At 69.4% G+C, this 20,462-nt stretch carries 16 protein-coding genes; 8 read left to right on the plus strand and 8 right to left on the minus strand.

The features are described from left to right. Window positions 1–216 precede the first annotated feature (216 nt). Both QFW81_RS07580 and QFW81_RS07585 read right to left on the minus strand, forming a co-directional pair. A complete protein-coding gene (locus tag QFW81_RS07580; protein WP_280578083.1) occupies window positions 217–5,196 on the minus strand; it encodes an NAD-glutamate dehydrogenase in 4,980 nt (1,659 codons plus the stop codon). Between the two features lie 163 nt (window positions 5,197–5,359). Continuing rightward, window positions 5,360–6,520, minus strand: coding sequence for an acyl-CoA dehydrogenase family protein (locus tag QFW81_RS07585; RefSeq protein ID WP_425603995.1), 1,161 nt, complete (start codon window positions 6,518–6,520; stop codon window positions 5,360–5,362). Between the two features lie 171 nt (window positions 6,521–6,691). Here QFW81_RS07585 and QFW81_RS07590 point away from each other — a divergent pair, with 171 nt between their 5' ends. The 3 genes from QFW81_RS07590 (at window position 6,692) to metH (ending at window position 11,557) form a co-directional block, all read left to right on the plus strand. Beyond that, the gene (locus QFW81_RS07590; RefSeq protein ID WP_280578085.1) at window positions 6,692–7,621 is read left to right on the plus strand and encodes an ArsR/SmtB family transcription factor; all 930 of its coding nucleotides are present in this window, start codon (window positions 6,692–6,694) and stop codon (window positions 7,619–7,621) included. Between the two features lie 82 nt (window positions 7,622–7,703). Continuing rightward, window positions 7,704–8,786, plus strand: a complete 1,083-nt coding sequence (locus QFW81_RS07595; RefSeq protein ID WP_280578086.1) for a homocysteine S-methyltransferase family protein — start codon at window positions 7,704–7,706, stop codon at window positions 8,784–8,786. Continuing rightward, a complete protein-coding gene (gene metH / locus QFW81_RS07600; protein ID WP_280578087.1) occupies window positions 8,783–11,557 on the plus strand; it encodes a methionine synthase in 2,775 nt (924 codons plus the stop codon). Before QFW81_RS07595 ends, metH begins: the two co-directional genes overlap by 4 nt. Before the next feature lie 43 nt (window positions 11,558–11,600). Here the strand turns inward: metH and QFW81_RS07605 are convergent, their stop codons facing one another. The 6 genes from QFW81_RS07605 to QFW81_RS07630 all read right to left on the minus strand — a co-directional run bounded on the left by QFW81_RS07605 (window position 11,601) and on the right by QFW81_RS07630 (window position 16,300). Next, entirely contained in the window at window positions 11,601–12,233 is a 633-nt protein-coding gene (locus QFW81_RS07605; RefSeq protein ID WP_280578088.1) for a DUF2058 domain-containing protein, read from the minus strand. 12 nt (window positions 12,234–12,245) lie between these two features. Further along, window positions 12,246–12,461 (minus strand): SlyX family protein, encoded by a 216-nt coding sequence (locus QFW81_RS07610; protein ID WP_280578089.1) that lies wholly within the window; start codon window positions 12,459–12,461, stop codon window positions 12,246–12,248. Then, window positions 12,458–13,813: a UDP-glucose dehydrogenase family protein gene (locus QFW81_RS07615; protein WP_280578090.1), complete on the minus strand. Its 1,356-nt coding sequence runs from the start codon at window positions 13,811–13,813 to the stop codon at window positions 12,458–12,460. Before QFW81_RS07615 ends, QFW81_RS07610 begins: the two co-directional genes overlap by 4 nt. A 16-nt stretch (window positions 13,814–13,829) precedes the next feature. Next, window positions 13,830–14,618: a BamJ family beta-barrel-assembly machinery protein gene (gene bamJ, locus QFW81_RS07620; protein ID WP_280578091.1), complete on the minus strand. Its 789-nt coding sequence runs from the start codon at window positions 14,616–14,618 to the stop codon at window positions 13,830–13,832. 68 nt (window positions 14,619–14,686) lie between these two features. Further along, window positions 14,687–15,625, minus strand: a complete 939-nt coding sequence (locus tag QFW81_RS07625) for an FKBP-type peptidyl-prolyl cis-trans isomerase (RefSeq protein ID WP_280578092.1) — start codon at window positions 15,623–15,625, stop codon at window positions 14,687–14,689. A gap of 114 nt (window positions 15,626–15,739) precedes the next feature. After that, window positions 15,740–16,300, minus strand: coding sequence for a glutathione peroxidase (locus tag QFW81_RS07630; RefSeq protein ID WP_425603987.1), 561 nt, complete (start codon window positions 16,298–16,300; stop codon window positions 15,740–15,742). A 142-nt stretch (window positions 16,301–16,442) separates the two neighbouring features. On the opposite strand from QFW81_RS07630, the gene QFW81_RS07635 reads away from it, so the two are divergent. From QFW81_RS07635 to QFW81_RS07655, 5 genes are all read left to right on the plus strand, one after another. After that, window positions 16,443–16,967 (plus strand): hypothetical protein, encoded by a 525-nt coding sequence (locus tag QFW81_RS07635; RefSeq protein ID WP_280578093.1) that lies wholly within the window; start codon window positions 16,443–16,445, stop codon window positions 16,965–16,967. Between the two features lie 4 nt (window positions 16,968–16,971). After that, window positions 16,972–17,343: a GntR family transcriptional regulator gene (locus QFW81_RS07640; protein ID WP_280578094.1), complete on the plus strand. Its 372-nt coding sequence runs from the start codon at window positions 16,972–16,974 to the stop codon at window positions 17,341–17,343. Continuing rightward, entirely contained in the window at window positions 17,340–18,218 is an 879-nt protein-coding gene (locus QFW81_RS07645; protein WP_280578095.1) for an ABC transporter ATP-binding protein, read from the plus strand. The genes QFW81_RS07640 and QFW81_RS07645 overlap by 4 nt, the downstream gene beginning before the upstream one ends. Then, the gene (locus tag QFW81_RS07650; protein WP_280578096.1) at window positions 18,215–19,282 is read left to right on the plus strand and encodes a hypothetical protein; all 1,068 of its coding nucleotides are present in this window, start codon (window positions 18,215–18,217) and stop codon (window positions 19,280–19,282) included. The genes QFW81_RS07645 and QFW81_RS07650 overlap by 4 nt, the downstream gene beginning before the upstream one ends. 350 nt (window positions 19,283–19,632) lie before the next feature. Next, window positions 19,633–20,448: a YggN family protein gene (locus QFW81_RS07655; protein ID WP_280578097.1), complete on the plus strand. Its 816-nt coding sequence runs from the start codon at window positions 19,633–19,635 to the stop codon at window positions 20,446–20,448. Window positions 20,449–20,462 lie beyond the last annotated feature (14 nt).

The following is a 20,462-nucleotide window of genomic DNA, read 5'->3' on the forward strand; positions in this document are numbered from 1 at the left end:
ACACGGGAGCGCCGTTGCACCATCCGAGGGCCGGGCCTGCCCGGGAACCGGGGCGCGGGAAGGTTCCGGACCCCGCGGCGACGCATCCGCTGCAGCTTCCGACGCCGCGACGACGACCCGCACCAGGCGTAGACGCAATCCGACCTGCGCCCGATGTTCGAATGTGTCGGTGGACTCGCCCCCGATGGCCGCGGCGCGCGCCGCGGCCGTGCCGGATCAGCCCCGCTGGGCGAGCTGGGACAGGCGCTGCACCGCGACCGACGCGGTCGGATAGTCGAGCGTCTTCTGCGCCGCCAGTTCGGTCAGCATCGCCAGGGTGAAGCGCAGCGTGGCGTCGTCGCGCCCCAGCCACTGCTGCACCTTTTCCTCCGGCGTTTCGCCCGGCATTCCCAGCACCTGCCCGACGATCGTGCGCTGCTGGGTGGCGAGCTCTTCGCGCAGCACGCCGCGCGCCACCGCGTGCCAGCGGCCGTCGACCTGCAGCGCATCGATCTGCTGCGTCAGCCACGGCACCCGCAGCGCCTCGCCGACGCGGAAGTGCAGCCTCGCCACTTCGATCGGGCGACGCTTGCGTTCGGTCGCCAGCTCGATGATGTCGGCGCACGGCTCCAGGTACGGCAACGCCGCGAGCTGGCCGGCCAGTTCCGCCGGCAAGCCCTTGCCCAGCCAGTCGGCCAGGCTCGCCTCGTACTCGGGCCGCTGCGAATCGGGCAGGATGTTCTCGCCGGCGCGGATGTCCCTGAAGCCGTCGTGGTAGCGGTTGACCGCAGTCGTGATGTCCGGGATCGCGCCCGGGCGCGACAGCAGCCAGCGGGTGAACGAGCGCTGCAGGTTCCAGATCACCAGCAGTGCGTCGATCTGCACCGGCTCGGCCACCCTGCCGTCGAGCGCATCGATGTCCAGCCACAGCGCGCGGGCCTCGAGCGTCTCGCGGGTGATGGTGAACGCCTTGGCCACCTCGCCGTAGCTGCGTCCGCTGTCTTCCTGCATGCGCAGCAGGAAGGTCGCGCCCATGCGGTTGATCATGGTGTTGGTCACCGCCGTGGCGATGATCTCGCGCTTGAGGCGGTGCTGCTCCATGGCCTGGGCGTACTTCTTCTGCAGCGGCTGCGGGAAATAGCGCTGCAGCTCCTTGGACAGGTACGGATCCTCGGGCACGTCGGAGCGCAGCAGTTCGTCGAACGCGACCAGCTTCGAATACGACAGCAGCACCGCCAGCTCCGGCCGGGTCAGGCCCTGGCCGCGCGCCTTGCGCTCGGCGATCTCGGCATCGGACGGCAGGTATTCGATCTGCCGGTCCAACAGGCCCTGCTGCTCGAGGGTGCGGATGAAGTGCTGCTTGGAGCCCAGGCGCGAGACGCTCATCCGCTCCATCAGGCTGATCGCCTGGTTCTGGCGGTAGTTGTCCCACAGCACCAGCTGCGCGACCTCGTCGGTCATCGAGGCGAGCAGTCTGTTGCGCGCGTCCAGCTTCAGCTTGCCGTCCTGCACCTGGGCGTTGAGCAGGATCTTGATGTTGACCTCGTGGTCGGAGGTGTCGACGCCGGCGGAGTTGTCGATGAAATCGGTGTTGAGCAGGACGCCGTGCTGCGCGGCCTCGATCCGGCCGAGCTGGGTCAGGCCGAGGTTCCCGCCCTCGCCCACCACCCGGCAGCGCAGGTCGCGGCCGTCGACGCGGATCGCGTTGTTGGCGCGGTCGCCGACGTCGGCATGCTGCTCGCGACTGGACTTGACGTAGGTGCCGATGCCGCCGTTCCACAGCAGGTCCACCGGCGCGCGCAGGATCGCCGACAGCAGGTCGTTGGGCGCCATCGCGCTCGTGTCTTCGGGCAGTCCGAGCGCTTCGCAGGCCTCGGGCGAGAGCGCGATCGACTTCAGCGTGCGCGGATACACGCCGCCGCCCTTCGAGATCAGGGCCGTGTCGTAATCCGCCCAGCTCGAGCGCGGCAGCGCGAACATGCGCTCGCGCTCGGCGAACGAGCGTGCGGCGTCGGGCCGCGGGTCGATGAAGATGTGGCGGTGGTCGAACGCGGCCACCAGGCGGATGTGCCTGGACAGCAGCATGCCGTTGCCGAACACATCGCCGGACATGTCGCCGATGCCCACGCAGGTGAAGTCCTGCGCCTGGGAATCGTGGCCCAGGGCGCGGAAGTGGCGCTTGACCGACTCCCATGCGCCGCGTGCTGTGATGCCCATGCCCTTGTGGTCGTAGCCCACCGAGCCGCCGGAGGCGAAGGCGTCCGCGAGCCAGAAGCCGTAGTCGGCGGAGATGCCGTTGGCGATATCGGAGAACGTGGCGGTGCCCTTGTCGGCCGCGACCACCAGATAGGGGTCGTCCTGGTCGTGGCGCACCACGTCGACCGGCGGCACGATGCGCCCGTCGACGATGTTGTCGGTGACGTCGAGCAGGCCGCTAATGAACAGCCGGTAGCAGGCCACGCCCTCGGCGAACAGCCCGTCGCGGTCGCCCCCCGCAGGCGGACGCTTGACGATGAACCCGCCCTTCGAGCCCACCGGCACGATCACGGTGTTCTTCACCATCTGCGCCTTGACCAGGCCCAGCACCTCGGTGCGGAAGTCCTCGCGCCGGTCCGACCAGCGCAGACCGCCGCGTGCGACCGCACCGAAGCGCAGGTGGATGCCTTCCACGCGCGGACCGTAGACGAAGATCTCGCGGTACGGGCGCGGTTTGGGCAGATCGGGCACGCGCGCGGAATCGAACTTGAACGCGATCGTCTCCTTGAAGTCGTCGTCGCCGCCACGCTGGTAGTAGCTGGTGCGCAGCGTGGCGTCGACCAGACCCATGAAGCTGCGCAGGATGCGGTCCTCGTCCAGGCTGGACACCGTGTCGAGCAGGGCCTTGATCGCGCCGCGCGTGGCTTCGTAACGCGCCTCGCGGCCTGCGCCGCGCGCGTCGACCACCGGCTGCACCGCAGCCGTGGCGATGGCGTCGTCGCCGGCCAGCGCCTGCAGGTGCCCGGCCAGGCGTGCGGTGGCGCTCGCCAGTCCGGACTTGGCCTCGCGACCGACGCCCGGATCGAATCGGGCCTCGAACAGCTCCACCAGCAGCCGCGCGATCAGCGGGTTGCGCGCGAACGTATCCTCGACGTAGCTCTGCGAGAACGGCACGCCCGCCTGCTGCAGATAGCGCGCATACCCGCGCAGCAACGCCACCTCGCGCCAGCCGAGCGATGCGCCGAGGATCAGCCGGTTGAGGCCGTCGTTCTCGGCGTCCCCGCGCCACACCCGTGCGAAGCCTTCGGCGAAATCGCTGCCGGCACGCTCGACGTCGAGGCCGGCCACATTCGATTCGACTTCGAAATCCTGGATGTACACGGGCGCACCGTCGACCTCGATCCGGTAGGGATGTTCGGTGATCACCCGCAGGCCGAGGTTCTCCATCATCGGCAGCGCGTCGGAGAGCGGGATGTCGCCACGCTGGCGGTAGAGCTTGAAACGCAGCGCGCCCTCGCCGGGCATGGCGTGCGGCGACTGCTGCAGGCTCAGCTGCAGGTCGTTCCCGCCCCCCAGCGCGGCGAGGCGCTCGACGTCGGTGGCGGCGATCGCGGGCGTCGCGTTCTCGATGTAGCCGGCCGGCAGCGCGCGGCCGTAGCGGCCCGCAAGCGCCAGGCCCTGCTCCTCGCCGTGGCGGGCCACCAGTTCGTCGCGCAGGTCGTCCTGCCAGTTGCGCACGATCACCGCCAGTTCGCGCTCGAGCTGGGCCTGGTCGACCTCGAACCGTTCTCCACTGCGCGGACGCACGATCAGATGCACCTGCGCCAGCGGCGATTCGCCGATCAGCACGTTGGCGTCCACGTGGTCGGCGTGCAGCACCCGGCGCAGCATGGCCTCGACCCGGCGGCGGACCTCGGTGTTGAAGCGGTCGCGCGGGATGTAGGCCAGCACGGAATAGAAGCGGCCGTAGCGGTCGCGGCGCAGGAACAGGCGGCTGCGCACGCGCTCCTGCAGACCGAGCACGCCGGTCGCGAGGCGGTAGAGTTCGTCGGCGGTGGACTGGAACAGCTCGTCGCGCGGCAGCGTCTCCAGAATGTGTTTGAGCGCCTTGCCGCTGTGGCCGGTGGGCTTGAGGCCCGATTCGCTCATCACGTGCTCGTAGCGCTCGCGCACCAGCGGGATCTCCCACGGCCGCCGGTTGTAGGCACCCGAGGTGTACAGGCCGAGGAAGCGCTGCTCCGACACCGCCCGTCCCTGCGCGTCGAAGCCGAGCACGCCGATGTAGTCCATGTAGCCGGGGCGATGCACGGTGGAGCGCGCGTTGGTCTTGGTCAGCACCAGCGACTCGGCCTGGCCGTCGTTGCTCATCCGGTGCGCGGCCAGCGACTTCAGCGGCCGACCCTTGCCCTCCCCGCCGCGCAGCAGGCCGAGCCCGCTGCCCTCCACGGGCACCAGCAGTTCATCGCCGCCCTTGCTGCGCAGCTGGTATTCGCGGTAGCCGAAGAAGGTGAAGTGGTCGTTCGCGGCCCAGCGCAGGTATTCCTGCGCCTCGCGGCGTTCGGCATCGGTCACCGGCAGGCGGCGGGTGGCGAGATCGGCGGCCACCTGCTGCATCTTCTCGCGCATCGCGCCCCAGTCGCGGACGATCGCGCGGACGTCGTCGAGGACCTCGACGATGGCCGACTCGATCTCCTTCATGCCCTCGGCGGTCTGGCGATCGATCTCCAGGTGCATCACCGATTCGGTCTCGCCCTCGCCGACCGCGGCCAGCCGACCGGCCTTGTCGCGCGCGATCTGGATGACCGGATGGCCGAGCACGTGCACGCCGACCGCGCGCTCGGCCAGCGCCATGGTCACCGAATCGACCAGGAACGGCATGTCGTCGTTGACCACCTGCAGCACGGTATGCGGCGATTCCCAGCCATGCGACTTCAGGCCTGGGTTGAACAGCCGCACCTGCGCGGTGCCGGGCTTGCGGCGGCGCATGAACTCGAGCAGATCGGTGGCGAGCGCGGCCCAGCCTTCGGCGCTGTGCTGCGGCAGTTCGTCCTCGGTCATGCGCCGGTAGAACGCGCTGGCAAAAGCGTTCGCGTCGTCCTGCGCGGCCTTGCCGGCGCGCTTGCGGATCGCGTCGAAGATCGGCTGCAGCACGCTGGCGGTGGACGGCGCCGCCGGGGTGCGCGCGGGCTTGGCGCCCGCGGCCTTGCGCGCCGGGGCTCGGGAGGGTTTGGCGGGGGTCATGACGGACGGGCTCCGGATGGAGTGAGGCCCGCATTCTCACGCGGGCCACGGGACTGGACGCGCACCGATGGACGCGCGTCACGAAAGAAAGCGGGACGCACGGCGCCTCCCGTGTCGGGCTCGACGGCGAACCTGGCGCGGCGGCGCGGGGTCACGGCGTGGCTCAGCGCAGGCCGGTCTCGCTGCGGGCGATCACCAGGCGCTGGATCTCGCTGGTGCCTTCGTAGATCTCGGTGATCTTGGCGTCACGGAAGTAGCGCTCGATCGGCATTTCCTTCGAATAGCCCATGCCGGCGTGGATCTGCACCGCCTGGTGCGCGATCCACATCGCGGCTTCCGACGCGGTGAGCTTGGCAATCGCCGCCTCGGCGGAGAACTTCTTCCCCTGGCCCTTGAGCCAGGCGGCGCGCAGGGTGAGCAGCAGCGAGGCGTCGAGCTTGCACTTCATGTCGGCGATCTTGGCCTGGGTCATCTGGAAGGTGCCGATCGGCTGGCCGAAGGCCTTGCGCTCCTTCACGTACGACAGCGTGGCCTCGTACGCCGCGCGGCCGATGCCGACCGCCTGCGAGGCGATGCCGATCCGGCCGGCATCGAGCACGCCCATCGCGATCTTGAAGCCCTCGCCTTCTTGGCCGAGCACATCCTCGGGTCGGGCGACGTAGTCGTTGAATTCGATCTCGCAGGTGGCCGAGGCGCGGATGCCGAGCTTGGGCTCGGTCTTGCCGCGTCCGAAGCCCTCGCGCGTGGCGTCGACCAGGAACGCGGTGATGCCGCGCGCGCCCTTGTCGGGATCGGTCATGGCGAACAGCACGATGTACTTCGCCACCGGACCGGAGGTGATCCAGCTCTTCTTGCCGTTGATGACGTAGCTGCCGTCGTCCTGCCTGACGGCGCGGCAGCGCATCGCGGTGGCGTCCGAGCCCGACTGCGGCTCGGTCAGCGCGAACGCGCCGATCTCGGCGCCTTCCGCGATCGCGCGCACGTAGGTCTGCTTCTGCTCCTCGCTGCCGTGGGTCAGGATGCCGTTGCAGAACAACGAGTTGTTGACCGACATGATGGTCGAGTGCGCGGCATCGCCGGCGGCGATCTCGACCATCGCCAGCACGTAGGCCACCGGGTCCATGCCGGCGCCGCCGTACGCCTCCGGCACCTCGATGCCCATCAGGCCGTTCTCGCCCAGAACGCGGATGTTCTCCAGCGGGAATTCGCCGGTGCGGTCGTGGTGCTCGGCGCTGGGCGCGATCTTCTCCTGCGCGATGCGACGCGCGACGTCCTGGATCATCAACTGCTCTTCGCTGAACCCGAACTCCACGGCACCCTCTATCGTTTCCGGAGAAACCTTATTGTAGCCCGCGACGCGCGGGCGGGCCTCATGCTGTCTCGACGCAGCATGCGCCATCGCCACCCCGCACCCGCGGGACGCGCCGGAACAGGCGAGGTTGCACTCCCGGGCGCGCGGCCGCAAAATATCTCTATATCGCGATATGGAGATATCATGGACCTCGAAGCCTGGTCGTCGCGGCTGAAGGTGCTCGCCGACCCCACCCGCGTGCGCCTGCTGGCGCTGCTGGAGGGCGAGGAACTGACGGTCGCCGAACTGTCCGGCATCACCCGCCTGGCGCAGCCGCGCGTGTCCACCCACCTGGCCAAGCTCAAGGACGCCGGCCTGGTGCGCGATCGCCGCGCCGGGGTCTCGGCCTACTACCGCTTCGACGACGAATCGCTGGATCCGGCGCAGCGCGCGCTCTGGCAGGCCCTGTCCACCGGCAGCGACGATCCGCTGCTGCGCCAGGACGCCGAACGCGTGGCCGCCGTGCTGGCGATGCGCGCGGCCGACCAGAACTGGGCCGACTCGGTAGCCGGCGACATGGAGCGGCACTACTCGCCCGGTCGCACCTGGGAGGCCCTGGCGCGCAGCGCGCTGCCGCTGCTGGAGACCGGCGACGTGCTCGACATCGCCTCCGGCGACGGCGTGCTGGCCGAACTGCTGGCGCCGCATGCGCATCGCTACGTGTGCGTGGACAGCAGCAAGCGCGTGGTGGCCGCCGCCGCCGAGCGCCTGCGCAAGTTCCGCAACGTGGAGGTGCGCGAAGGCGACATGCACGCGCTGCCGTTCGCCCAGGGCGAGTTCGACCTGGTGGTGCTGATGCACGCGCTGACCTATGCCGACAAGCCGGCGCAGGCGGTCGCCGAGGCCGCGCGCGTGCTGCGGCCGGGCGGCCGGCTGCTGCTGTCGAGCCTGGCCCGGCACGAGCACCAGAGTGTGGTGCAGGCCTATGGCCACGCCAACCTCGGGTTCGCCGACAAGGACCTGCGCCGCTTCGTCTCGCGCGCCGGCCTGGAACTGGTGAACGCAGAGACCGTCACCCGCGAGAAGCGACCGCCGCACTTCGAGGTGATCTCGATGATCGCCCGCAAGCCGTAGGACGGCTTCCAGGCCGCCCGTCACGCGTTCGTGTCGCGCCTATCCACCGCATGTCCCAACCGCCCGCCCCACCGAGCCGCCCATGAAGACCCTGCCCTGGCTGCACCCCGACCGCGTCGCCCTGCTGCTGGACGCGCTGCGCGAGCGCATCCTGGTCATCGACGGCGCCATGGGCACCATGATCCAGCGTCATGACCTGCAGGAAGCCGACTATCGCGGCGAACGCTTCGCGGGCGGCTTCGACAGCGCGCACGCCACGCCGGGCGCCGCGCCGGACGGCCACGATCTCAAGGGCAACAACGACCTGCTGCTGCTCACCCGCCCGGACATCATCGCGGACATCCACACCGCCTACCTCGAAGCCGGCGCCGACCTGGTCGAGACCAACACCTTCAACGCCACCGCCGTGAGCCAGGCCGACTACCGGCTCGAGCACCTGGTGCGCGAACTGAACGTGGAGGGCGCGCGCATCGCACGCCAATGCTGCGACGCCGTGGCCGTGGAAACCGGCCGGCCCCGCTTCGTGATCGGCGTGCTCGGTCCCACCAGCCGCACCGCCTCGATCAGCCCGGACGTGAACGACCCGGGCTTCCGCAACACCAGCTTCGACGAACTGCGCGCCACCTACCGCGAGGCGATCGACGGCCTGATCGACGGCGGCGCCGATACGCTGATGGTGGAAACGATCTTCGATACCCTCAATGCCAAGGCCGCGCTGTACGCGATCGAGGAGGCGTTCGAGGCCCGCGGCGGCCGCCTGCCGGTGATGATCTCCGGCACGATCACCGACGCGTCCGGGCGCACGCTGTCGGGGCAGACGGCCGAAGCGTTCTACGCCTCGGTGGCGCACGGGCGGCCGCTGTCGGTCGGCCTGAACTGCGCGCTCGGCGCGAAGGACCTGCGCCCGCACGTGGAGACACTGGCGACGGTGGCGGACGCCTACGTCAGCGCGCATCCCAATGCCGGGTTGCCCAACGCCTTCGGCGGCTACGACGAAACGCCGGAGGAGATGGCGGAGGTACTGCAGGAGTTCGCGCGGGCCGGGCTGCTGAACCTGGTCGGCGGTTGCTGCGGAACGTCGCCCGACCACATCCGCGCGATCGCGGACGCGGTATCCGGCGTCGCGCCGCGCGCCCTGCCCGCATCGCTCGAGCAGGCGGCATGACGGCACCGTCCCGCCACACCCGCCTGAGCGGTCTCGAGCCGCTGCTGATCACGCCCGACCTGCTGTTCGTCAATATCGGCGAGCGCACCAACGTCACCGGCAGCGCGCAGTTCCGCAAGATGATCAAGGACGGCCGCTACGAGGAGGCGGTGGAGGTCGCGCGCCAGCAGGTCGCCAACGGCGCCCAGATCCTCGACGTCAACATGGACGAGGGCCTGATCGACTCGGAGGCGGCGATGACCCGCTTCCTCAACCTGATCATGTCCGAGCCCGACATCGCCCGCATCCCGGTGATGGTGGATTCCTCGAAATGGAGCGTGATCGAAGCGGGCCTGAAGTGCCTGCAGGGCAAGAGCGTGGTCAATTCGATCTCGCTCAAGGAAGGCGAGCAGGCCTTCGTCGAGCAGGCGCGCAAGGTGCTGCGCTACGGCGCCGCCGCGGTGGTCATGGCCTTCGACGAACAGGGCCAGGCCGACACCTGCGCGCGCAAGGTCGAGATCTGCACCCGCGCCTACCGCATCCTGGTCGACGAGGTCGGGTTCCCGCCCGAGGACATCATCTTCGACCCCAACATCTTCGCCATCGCCACCGGCATCGAGGAACACGACAACTACGCGGTGGACTTCATCGAGGCCACCCGCATCATCCGCCAGACACTGCCGCACTGCCATGTGTCGGGCGGCGTGTCGAACGTGTCGTTCTCGTTCCGCGGCAACGAGCCGGTGCGCCAGGCGATCCACGCGGTGTTCCTGTACCACGCGATCCAGGCCGGCCTGGACATGGGCATCGTCAACGCCGGCGCGATGCCGATCTACGACGACCTCGATGCCGAGCTGCGGGAGCGGGTGGAAGACGTGGTGCTCAACCGCCGAAGGGACGGCACCGAACGGCTGCTGGAACTCGCGGAGAAGTTCAAGGGCCGCAAGGGCGAGGCCCGGGTCGAGGACCTGTCGTGGCGCGAGAAGCCGGTGCGCGAGCGCCTGGCGCACGCGCTGGTGCACGGGATCGACGCCTATGCCGAGATCGATACCGAGGAAGCGCGCCAGCAGTCGTCGCGGCCGCTGGACGTGATCGAAGGCCCGCTGATGGACGGCATGAACATCGTCGGCGACCTGTTCGGGGCCGGCAAGATGTTCCTGCCGCAGGTGGTCAAGTCCGCGCGCGTGATGAAGAAGGCGGTGGCCTACCTGCTGCCCTTCATCGAGGCCGAGAAGCTGCGCACCGGCGAAGTCGGCAAGAACAACGGCAAGATCGTGATGGCGACGGTCAAGGGCGACGTCCACGACATCGGCAAGAACATCGTCGGCGTGGTGCTGGCTTGCAACAATTTCGAGGTGATCGACCTGGGCGTCATGGTCCCGACGCAGGTGATCCTGGACCGGGCGCGCGAGGTCGGCGCCGACGTCATCGGCCTGTCCGGCCTGATCACGCCGTCTCTGGAAGAGATGAGCCACGTCGCGCGCGAAATGCAGCGCCAGGGCTTCACCATGCCGTTGATGATCGGCGGCGCGACCACCTCGCGCGCGCATACGGCGTTGAAGATCGATCCGCATTACAAGGCGCCGACGGTCTGGGTGAAGGACGCCTCGCGCGCGGTCGGCGTGGCGCAGTCGCTGATCAGCGCCGAGCTGCGCGCGAAGTTCGTCGCCGCCAACGACGCCGACTACGCCGAGATCCGGGAGCGCCATCGCAACCGCGGCGACGCCAAGCGGCTGGTGTCGCTGGACAAGGCGCGCGCGCAGAAGTTCGACGGCGGCTGGGACGACTATGCGCCGCCGGCGCCCCGGCAGCCCGGGCTGCACGTGTTCGACGACTATCCGCTGGCCGAGCTGGTCGACTGCATCGACTGGACCCCGTTCTTCCAGGCCTGGGAACTGGCGGGCAAGTACCCGGCGATCCTGCACGACGACGTCGTCGGCACGCAGGCCTCCGAGCTGTACCGCGATGCGCGTGCGATGCTCGACACGATCGTGCGCGAGAAGTGGCTCACCGCGAAGGGCGTGTTCGGCCTGTGGCCCGCGAACAGCATCGGCGACGATGTGGAGATCTCGCTTTCTCCGCGCGCCGGGCAAGGCGACGGGAGCGCGGATGGGCGCGACCGCGCGGCGGTCTCATCGCCGGGCCGGCCGTCCCCTGCGCCCCCTGGAGACGGCGCCGTGCTCCACTTCCTGCGCCAGCAGGTCGACAAGCCCGCCGACCGGCCGGACTTCTGCCTGGCCGACTTCATCGCGCCGAAGGATTCCGGCCGCCAGGACTGGATCGGAATGTTCGCGGTGACCGCGGGCATCGGCATCGATGCGCATGTCGCGCGTTTCGAGGCCGACCACGACGACTACAACGCGATCCTGCTCAAGGCGCTGGCCGATCGCCTGGCCGAGGCCTTCGCCGAGCGCCTGCACCAGCGCGTGCGCACCGAGTTCTGGGGCTACGCCGCCGACGAGACGCTCGACAACGACGCTCTCATCGCCGAACGCTACAGCGGCATCCGGCCCGCGCCGGGCTACCCGGCGTGTCCCGAGCACAGCGAGAAGGCGACCGTGTTCCAGCTGCTCGACGCACCGGGCAACGCCGGCATGTCGCTGACCGAGAGCTTCGCGATGCTGCCCACGGCGGCCGTGTCGGGCTACTACTTCAGCCATCCGCGCAGCCAGTACTTCGTGGTCGGGCGGGTCTCGAAGGAACAGGCGCTCGACTACGCCCGGCGCAAGGGCGTGGAGCTGGCGCAGGTGGAGCGCTGGCTGGCGTCGAACCTGGACTACGATCCCGAGTGACGGATCACCCGCGGCGCGGGGCCATCGCGCGTGTCGTTCGGGCTTACCAGACGAGGTCGTCGGGCACCTGGTATTTCGGGTCGGCGTAGGGATCGTCCTCCGCCGGCGCATCCGGGTCGATCTTCAGCGCGACCGACGGCGCGAAGAGCGCCTCCGCCTGCGCGAGGTCGGCGACGGTGACCAGGCAGTAGCGCCCGCTGAGCTGCACCACGCCGAGTTCGCCTGCATTGAGCGCGCGCAGCTGCTCTGCATTGACGTAGATGCGCTTGATCTTGCCGCCATAGGGAAAGTGGCGGGCGATGTCGGCGGCAGGGTCGTTGAGCGCCCTGCCCTGCAGGAATGCCTCGAGCTTCGCCCGCGCCTCCCGGCGCAGCCGTGCCTGCTCCTGGCGCTCGCGCTCGGCCTGCACGCGCTCGTCCTTCTCCCTCTGTGCGCGGATCGCATAGGCCTTGGCGAGATCGATGTCCTCGCGGCTGCGCGGGCCGCGCCCGTCCTTGCGGCGCGTGCCCGGCTTCGCCTGTGCGCCGGCCCGCGACTTCCCCGCCTGCTGGCCGTCGCGTGCGTCCCGCGGCGGACGTCCGCCGTCGGGCCGCCCCTGCGGCGGCTGGGAGCGCGCAGGCTTGGGGGCCGGCTTGAAGCCCAGGCCCAGCAGCTGGTCGCGCAGGGAATCGCTCATCGCCCGGCCCCGTCAGTAGTGCGGCGGCGGCGGTTCGAGCCCGACATCGCCCGGCCCGTCGCCGCGGGTCATTTTCAGATCCTCGAGCATGCGCTGCAACAGGTCGGCGTTGCCCGCGGTCTCCAGCCGCATCGCGGTCAGCGCTTCGTTGAGCTCGGAGATCACCTGCTCCTGGAACGCGAGCCTGGTTTCCAGCTCCACCAGGCGCTGCTCGAGCGCGTCGCTCATCGTCCGTTCCCACGCAGGATCGACCGGCCGCGGCCGATCGCCCAGTAGGCGAGCCCCGCCGCCTCGACGTCGGCCGGCTCGTACAGGTTGCGCCCGTCGAATACCACCGCGTCGCGCAGCGCCTGGCGCAGCTGCCCGAAGTCCGGGCTGCGGAACTGCTTCCATTCGGTGACCACCGCGAGCGCGTCGGCGCCCTGCAGCGCCTCCTCCGCGCTGTCGCACAGGACCAGGTCGTCGCGCTGGCCGAAGATGCGTCGGGCCTCGTCGCGCGCCTCGGGATCGAACGCCCGCACGCGCGCCCCGGCATCCCACAGCAGCTGCAGCAGCCGCCGGCTGGAAGCCTCGCGCATGTCGTCGGTGTCGGGCTTGAACGCCAGCCCCCAGAGCGCGATCGTCTTCCCGCGCAGTGCCTCGGCAGCGCCATAGTGGCGCACGACCAGATCGAACAGGTGCGCCTTCTGGCGCTCGTTCACCGCTTCGACGGCATTGAGCAGGATCGGCTCGTGGCCGTGCTGCGCCGCGGTGCGCGCGAGTGCCTGCACGTCCTTCGGAAAGCACGATCCGCCGTAGCCCGCACCGGGATAGATGAAGTGCCAGCCGATCCGTGGGTCCGAACCGATCCCCTTGCGCACCTGCTCGACGTCCGCACCGACCTGCTCGGCGATATTGGCGATCTCGTTCATGAAACTGATCTTGGTCGCCAGCATCGCGTTGGCCGCGTACTTGGTCAGTTCGGCCGAACGCACGTCCATCGCCACGATGCGGTCGTGGTTGCGATTGAACGGCGCGTAGAGCTTGCGCAGCTTCTCGATCGAGGCCGGCTGGGAACTGCCGATGACGATGCGGTCCGGGCGCATGCAGTCCTCGACCGCTGCGCCCTCCTTCAGGAATTCCGGGTTGGACACCACGTCGAAGGCGATATCGGCGTCCCGCGCAGCCAGTTCGGCCGCGATCGTCTCGCGCACGCGGTCGGCGGTGCCGACCGGAACGGTCGACTTGTCCACCACGACGGCAGGCGCGAGCAGGTGGCGGCCGATCGTGCGCGCCACCGCCAGCACGTACTGCAGATCCGCGCTGCCGTCCTCGTCGGGCGGGGTGCCGACGGCGATGAAGATGACTTCGGCTCCCGCCACGGCTTTCGCGGCGTCGATGGTGAACTCGAGGCGCCCAGCGGCGTGGTTGGACCTGACCATGGGTTCGAGGCCGGGCTCGTAGATCGGGATGACGCCCCGGTCCAGGCCTTCGATCTTGTCCCGGTCCACGTCCACGCAGACCACGTGGTGACCTACCTCCGCCAGACAGGTCCCGCTGACCAGGCCGACGTATCCGGTGCCGAAAATGGCGACATGCATTTCGCGCTCGCTCCGCTTACTCGGCCGAATTGACGATGTCGAGCAGCTCGACCTCGAACACCAGCGTGGCATTCGGACCGATCGGGCCACCGGGGGTGCCCTGCTCGCCGTAGCCGAGCTTGCCCGGGATCCACAGCCTGTACTTGCTGCCCACCGGCATCAGCTGCAGGCCTTCCTGCCAGCCCGGAACCACCTGCGACAGCGCGAATTCCACCGGCTCGCCGCGCGCGTAGGAATCGTCGAAGGTCTCGCCGTCGAGCAGCGTGCCCTTGTAGTGCACGCGCACGGTATCGCCGGCCTTGGGTTTGGCGCCCGATCCTTCGCTGAGCACCTGGTACTGCAGGCCGGAGGCCGTGGTCTGCACGCCTTCCTTGCCCGCGTTGCCGGCCAGGAAGCGCTCGCCCTCCTCGGCATTCGTCTTGGCGGACTGCTCCAGTTCGGCCATCTGCCTGGCCTGCATGCGGGTACTGAACGCCTGCATGACCTGCATCGCCTCTTCCTGGGTCAGCAGTGGATCCTTGCCGTCCAGGGTGCTGCGCACGGCCTTGAACAGGGTGTCCAGGTCGACCTCGTCCTTGGCGCCCTTCAGGCTGTCGCCGATCTGCATGCCGATGACGTAGCTGACCTGCTCCTTTTCGGTCTTCAGCCCACCCTTCGCCGCAACCGCCGGCGCATCCGCTGGCGCATCCTCGGCGCCGTCGACCGGCTTGCCGGTGTCCTTGTCGAGCGGCTTGCAGGCCACCAGCGCGACGGACAGGGCGAGGCCGAACACGGCCAGGGTGGTGGAACGCATGGAAACTTTCATCGAGGACTCCAGGGGAAACACGCAGACAAGGGGAGCGCCGGCGGACCCGCCGCCGACGGCGAGTAGGTCTACAGGATGCCGAGCAGCTCGACCTCGAACACCAGGGTGGCGTTCGGGCCGATCAGCGGCGGGCTGCCGGACTGGCCATAGGCCAGCTCACCGGGGATCCAGAAGCGGTAGCGGGCACCGACCGGCATCAGGGTCAGGCCCTCGGTCCAGCCGGCGATGACCTGGTTGAGGCCGAACTCGGCGGGCTCGCCGCGGCCGATCGAGCTGTCGAACTCGGTCCCGTCGAGCAGGGTGCCGCGATAGTGCACGCGCACCTGGTCCCCCGGCCGCGGCCGCGGCCCGGAACCTGGGCGCAGCACGCTGTACTGCAGGCCAGATCCGGTGGCGAACACGCCCTTGGCGGTGCGATTGCGAGCCAGGAATTCCGCCCCCGCGGCGCGGTTGGCCTCGGCCACGCGGCTGGCCTCGCTGCGCGAGCGCTGTTCCAGCGCGGCGCGGACCTCCGAGGCCTGGTCGGTGGACAGCAGCGGGGTCCCGCCCTCGATCACGGTGCGCACGGCCTGCACCAGCACCGGCACCTCGATGGTGTCGGCCATCGGGCGCAGCGAGCGACCCACGTCCAGGCCCGTCATCAACCCGACCTTGACCGGATCGACCGAGGGCGGCGGGGTGCCGGGCGCCATGCCCGGGACCTGGCGGCCGCTGCGCACGGCGATGCGCTGCATCAGCGCCTGTCCCACCTGTGTCACCTCGTCATCGCCGATCAGCGGCTCGCCCCCGGCCAGCGCATGGGCGACGGCCCGCTCGAAGCTCGGATAGTCGATGTCCGGACCGGCGGCGGCCAGCGACCGCGCGATGTCCATGCCCACCAGGTAGCTGATCTGCTCGCGTTCGCCCGTCAGGCGGGTCAGATCCTGCGCCTGCACCACGGCTACCGATGCCGTCACCACCAGCGCGGACAGGGCCAGCGCGGCCATGCCACGCGCGAAACGGTTCATCGGGTCGACACTCCGGCACGCGCCGCCTCGTGCGGCGCAGGGGGCGCTATTGTCGCGGCCGGCGCCCGCCACGGCAATCGCGCGAAGGCACCCCGCGCGCCGGCGTTCAGCACCTCAGGCGCCGGGGACGGGCGCCTCGAGCGCGCGCTCGATGGCGGCCACGATCTCCGGATCCTCCGGCAGCATGCGGCTGCCGAACGAGGCGATGACCCGGCCGTCGCGGCCGACCAGGTACTTGTGGAAATTCCACGCCGGTGCCTCGCCCGTCGCCTGCAGCAGGTCGCGGTACAGCGGCGTCGCGGCGTCGCCGACGACATGCACGCGCTCGAACATCGGGAACTTCACCCCGTAGGTGAGCGTGCAGAACTCCTGGATCTTCTGCTCGTCCTCGTACTCCTGGCCTCGGAAATCCGCCGACGGGAACCCGAGGACCGAGAAACCACGGGCCTTGTAGCGCGAATGCAGCGTCTCGAGACCCTCGAACTGCGGAGCCAGTCCGCACTTGCTCGCGGTGTTGACGATCAGCAGCACCTGGCCGCCGTAGGCGCCGGACAGTTCGACCGGGGTCTTGCCCGTCAGCGGGCGGAAGCTGCGGTCGAGCAATCCGTCGGCCGCGACCGCAGCGGACCCCGCCAGCAACAGCAGGACCAGCGTGACATATCTGATTGTTTTCATGACAGTTTCCGCCGGAATGTGGGGGAGGCGCCCAAGCACCATGACTTCAGTTGGGTCCACGGCACGCCGCAACCCCTTGCAATGCCCTGTTCTGGTGTTATAGTTAGATACAACACCTATCCACCAGAGCAGGACGTTCATCATGAACCGCAAGCTCCGCCACACGATACTGGCTTTCTCGGTGACCGGCATGGTGCTGGCGCTGGGGCTGCTGGCGGCCCGCCCGGTGCTGGACGCCGACGCCGACCCCGCCGCGGTCCGCGCGCTGGCCGGCGCCCATACCCCGTCCCTCCCCGCGCGCAGTGCGCCCCTGATGCCGCTGGCCGACACGGGCACGCTCGAGGCGCCCGCACTGGCCGAGGTCGACGCCGTGGCGGTCCGCCTCCAGGCGCGCGGTCGCCAGTACGAGGCGGCGCTGGTCGACACGCATTCGGTCGAGCAGGCGGTGGCGCTCACGGTGAGCTTCGTCACCACCGTGGTGGCCGAATCCCTCCTGGCCAAGCCGCTGGGAAGGGACGCTGGGAGCGCCGCGGTGCTCCCGGACGAGGATGCGGACGCCGAAGACTCATCCGCGGGCCAGGCCCGCCGCAGCGGCAGCGTGCGCAGCGCGATCGCCGTCCCCTACTTCTCGTTCGCGCGCGGGACCGGCCGCGGCGGCCGGAGCTGATGCCATGACCAACATCCAGTGGAGCGATGGCGCTCCGATCTACCGCCAGCTGAAAGAACGCGTGATCGCGATGATGCTGGACGGGGTCCTCAAACCGGGCGACGCGCTGCCGTCTGTGCGCCAGGTCGCCGCCGAATACCAACTCAATCCGATCACCGTCTCGCGCGCCTACCAGGAGCTGGCGGACGAGTCGCTGGTCGAAAAACGAAGGGGCCTGGGCATGTACGTCACCGAAGAAGCCGCGAAGAAACTCCTGCTCAACGAACGCGAGCGCTTCCTGCGCGAGGAATGGCCGCTGGTGCTCGAGCGCATCCAGCGCCTGGGCCTGGCGCTGGAGGAACTGATGCAGCCGCAGACCAACGGAGGCGTTCGATGAACGCGGTGGCCGATAACCTGCGGGTGGTCAATGCGCATGGCCTGCGCAAAGCCTACAAGAACAAGCTCGCGCTCGACAGCGCCAGCTTCAAGATCGACGCCGGCCGCATCGTGGGCCTGATCGGTCCCAACGGCGCCGGCAAGACCACCGCGCTCAAGGCGATGCTGGGGCTGATCCCATTCGACGGCGAACTGAGCGTGCTCGGACGCGATCCGCGCACCGAGCGCGACGAACTGATGAAGGACGTGTGTTTCATCGCCGACGTGGCGGTGCTGCCGCGCTGGATCCGGGTGCGCGAGGCGATCGACTTCGTCGCCGGCGTGCATCCGCGCTTCGACCGCGCCCGCTGCGAACGCTTCCTGGCCAACACCCAGCTCAAGCCGAAGCAGCGGGTGCGCGAGATGTCCAAGGGCATGATCGTGCAGTTGCACCTGGCGCTGGTGATGGCGATCGACGCGAAGCTGCTGGTGCTCGACGAACCCACCCTGGGCCTGGACATCCTCTACCGCAAGCAGTTCTACCAGCGCCTGCTGGAGGACTACTTCGACGAGCAGAAGACCATCGTCATCACCACCCACCAGGTCGAGGAGATCGAACACATCCTCACCGACGTGATGTTCATCCGCGACGGCAGGGTGGTGCTGGACGCGCCGATGGAGGACGTCGGCGAGCGCTTCACCGAGGTGCTGGTCAACGCCGACCTCGCCGAGGCCGCGCGGCAGCTGGGGCCGATCGACGAGCGTGCCCTGCCCTTCGGCAAGACGGTGATGCTGTTCGACGGCGTGCCGTCCTCCGCGCTCGCCGGTTACGGCGAAACCCGCACCCCGGGCCTGGCCGATCTGTTCGTCGCCACGATGAAAGGAACCTACGCATGAACGCCGTTGCCGATACCCCGACCGAGGCCCCGCGTCCGGCCGCTGCAGCGCATGTCCATCCGGCGCATCGCTTCGGCTGGCTGCTCAGGCGCGAGTTCTGGGAGCACAAGGGTGGCTTCCTGTGGGCGCCGCTGGTCGCCGGCGGCATCTCGCTGCTGCTCTCCGCGATGGGCATGGTGCTGGCCATGGTGGCGGCGCGCGGAAAACTGCCGAGCGATGCGCACATCTCGCTGGACGACGGCACCTCGATCCAGATCAACGGCATGGACCTGGGCATGCTGACCTCGCAGCTGGGCCACGAGGAGCTGGCGCGGCTGGGCGACGGGATCGACGTGACCCTGTTCCTGGCCTCGAGCTGGCCGTTCATCGTGCTGGCGTTCGTGATGTTCTTCTACTGCCTCGGCGCGCTGTACGACGAGCGCAAGGACCGCAGCGTGCTGTTCTGGAAATCGCTGCCGCTGTCGGATACCTCGACCGTGCTGTCGAAGGTGGCGAGCGCGATCCTGGTCGCCCCGCTGCTGGCCACGCTCGCCGCGATCGTGACCCTGTTCGGCTTCCTGCTGCTCATCAGCGTGGTGGCGATGGTCTACGGCGGAAACCCGGTCACCCTGCTGTGGGGACCGGCCAGCCCGCTGGTGCTGTCGCTGCAGTACCTGGCGGTGATCCCGGTCTACGCGCTGTGGGCGCTGCCGACGGTGGGCTGGTTGATGCTGTGCTCGTCCTGGGCCCGGAGCAAGCCGTTCCTCTGGGCGATCATGATCCCGCTGTTCGCCGGCATCTTCGTCGCCTGGCTGGAGTTCCTGGGTGTCTACGACGACGTCACCTGGCCGTTCTTCAAGAACATCGTGCTGCGGATGCTGACCAGCGTGTTCCCGATGACGTTCCTGGACCTGGAGTATCTGCAGAACGTGGACTTCGACGTGCCCGGCGCCGCGCGCAACGTGCTCAATCCGGTCGGCGTGTACCGCAACCTGGCCAGTACCAACCTGTGGATCGGCGCGGCAGCGGGCGCAGCGATGATCTTCGGCGCCATCCGCCTGCGCCGCTGGCGGGATGAGGGGTGAGGCCGCGATGCTTGCGAAGCATCGCTTCGCATCGCGGCCGAACGACCGGCCATGGATGGCCGGGCCGGATCGACCCGGAGCCCCGAGGTGCCGCCACGGACGGCGCTACGCACGCTCTAAAGGCCACACCGTCCGCGGCCCCTCGGACGGCGGGTCAAGGATGCCCAGGTCGGCCGAAGCCAAGCATCTCCGCAATACAAGGCACCACAGGGGCTCCACAGCCGGCACTGTCCCCAGAACCTGCCCCGCTCGGCCCACCGCCGACACATCCACCGCGCGGATGACGTCTCCACACATGTAGCGCCACACCGCCCGACGCCCACCATCACCGCCACGCCCAGGAGTTCCGCATGAAAGCCATCGGCACCCTCGCCCTGCTCATCGCATTGCCCCTGGTCGCCGCCTGCGGGCGCGAGCCCGATCCGGATCCGGCGGCTTCCGGAAGCGCTGACGCAGCCGCTGCCGCACCCGCGCCGACCACGGCCCTCGGCCGCACCGTGGCGCGCGCCCTGGACGAGGCGCGCCAGGAACTGCGCGAAGGCGATCTGAGCCTCAACGGCGATTACGACGTCCGCGTCAACGGCAGGCGCGTCCATCGCAAGACGGACGACCTGCCGCCTGCGTCGATCACGCCCGAAGGCGAACTGCGGGTGTCCGGTAACGCAGTCGCCATGGACGACGCGGCACGGACACTGGCGCGCGACTACCGGGACGCGATGCTCGACGTCGCCGAAGCCGGCATGGATCTGGGCGTGCGCGGCGCGGACCTCGGGATGAAGGCGGCGGGTGATGCCATCGGAAGCCTGCTGCGCGGCGACACCGAACAGATGGAGCAGCGGATCGAAGCGGAAGCCGCGCAGCTGGAGGTCGCCGCCATGCAGCTGTGCGACCTGCTCCCGCGCCTGCTGGCGACACAGGAGGCCCTGGCGGCTGCGGTCCCGGAGTTCGAGCCCTACGCACGGATGGACGCGGGCGACATCGACGACTGCCGCGACGGCGACCACGACGGCACCGCCACCGCCACCGCCACCGCCACCGCGCAGGATTCCCCGGACGGCGAACTGGATGCCGCCGCGGAGGCCGATGCGGCCGCAGCGTCCGCGCGCGACGATGCCGCCGCAGACGCCGCCTCCCGAGCGGCTGCCACCGCGGACCCGACCCGCTGAGCACCGACCTCGCG

The sequence above is a fragment of the Luteimonas kalidii genome (genome assembly GCF_029887935.1).
Taxonomy (GTDB): Bacteria; Pseudomonadota; Gammaproteobacteria; order Xanthomonadales; family Xanthomonadaceae; genus Luteimonas; species Luteimonas kalidii.

Bases quoted from the DNA above. Each gene is read 5' to 3' on its own strand.
- QFW81_RS07580 (WP_280578083.1), bottom strand. From the start codon at position 5,196: ATGACCCCCGCCAAACCCTCCCGAGCCCCGGCGCGCAAGGCCGCGGGC.
- QFW81_RS07590 (WP_280578085.1), top strand. From the start codon at position 6,692: ATGGACCTCGAAGCCTGGTCGTCGCGGCTGAAGGTGCTCGCCGACCCC.
- QFW81_RS07595 (WP_280578086.1), top strand. From the start codon at position 7,704: ATGAAGACCCTGCCCTGGCTGCACCCCGACCGCGTCGCCCTGCTGCTG.
- metH (WP_280578087.1), top strand. From the start codon at position 8,783: ATGACGGCACCGTCCCGCCACACCCGCCTGAGCGGTCTCGAGCCGCTG.
- QFW81_RS07605 (WP_280578088.1), bottom strand. From the start codon at position 12,233: ATGAGCGATTCCCTGCGCGACCAGCTGCTGGGCCTGGGCTTCAAGCCG.
- QFW81_RS07610 (WP_280578089.1), bottom strand. From the start codon at position 12,461: ATGAGCGACGCGCTCGAGCAGCGCCTGGTGGAGCTGGAAACCAGGCTC.
- QFW81_RS07615 (WP_280578090.1), bottom strand. From the start codon at position 13,813: ATGCATGTCGCCATTTTCGGCACCGGATACGTCGGCCTGGTCAGCGGG.
- bamJ (WP_280578091.1), bottom strand. From the start codon at position 14,618: ATGAAAGTTTCCATGCGTTCCACCACCCTGGCCGTGTTCGGCCTCGCC.
- QFW81_RS07625 (WP_280578092.1), bottom strand. From the start codon at position 15,625: ATGAACCGTTTCGCGCGTGGCATGGCCGCGCTGGCCCTGTCCGCGCTG.
- QFW81_RS07630 (WP_425603987.1), bottom strand. From the start codon at position 16,300: ATGAAAACAATCAGATATGTCACGCTGGTCCTGCTGTTGCTGGCGGGG.
- QFW81_RS07635 (WP_280578093.1), top strand. From the start codon at position 16,443: ATGAACCGCAAGCTCCGCCACACGATACTGGCTTTCTCGGTGACCGGC.
- QFW81_RS07640 (WP_280578094.1), top strand. From the start codon at position 16,972: ATGACCAACATCCAGTGGAGCGATGGCGCTCCGATCTACCGCCAGCTG.
- QFW81_RS07645 (WP_280578095.1), top strand. From the start codon at position 17,340: ATGAACGCGGTGGCCGATAACCTGCGGGTGGTCAATGCGCATGGCCTG.
- QFW81_RS07650 (WP_280578096.1), top strand. From the start codon at position 18,215: ATGAACGCCGTTGCCGATACCCCGACCGAGGCCCCGCGTCCGGCCGCT.
- QFW81_RS07655 (WP_280578097.1), top strand. From the start codon at position 19,633: ATGAAAGCCATCGGCACCCTCGCCCTGCTCATCGCATTGCCCCTGGTC.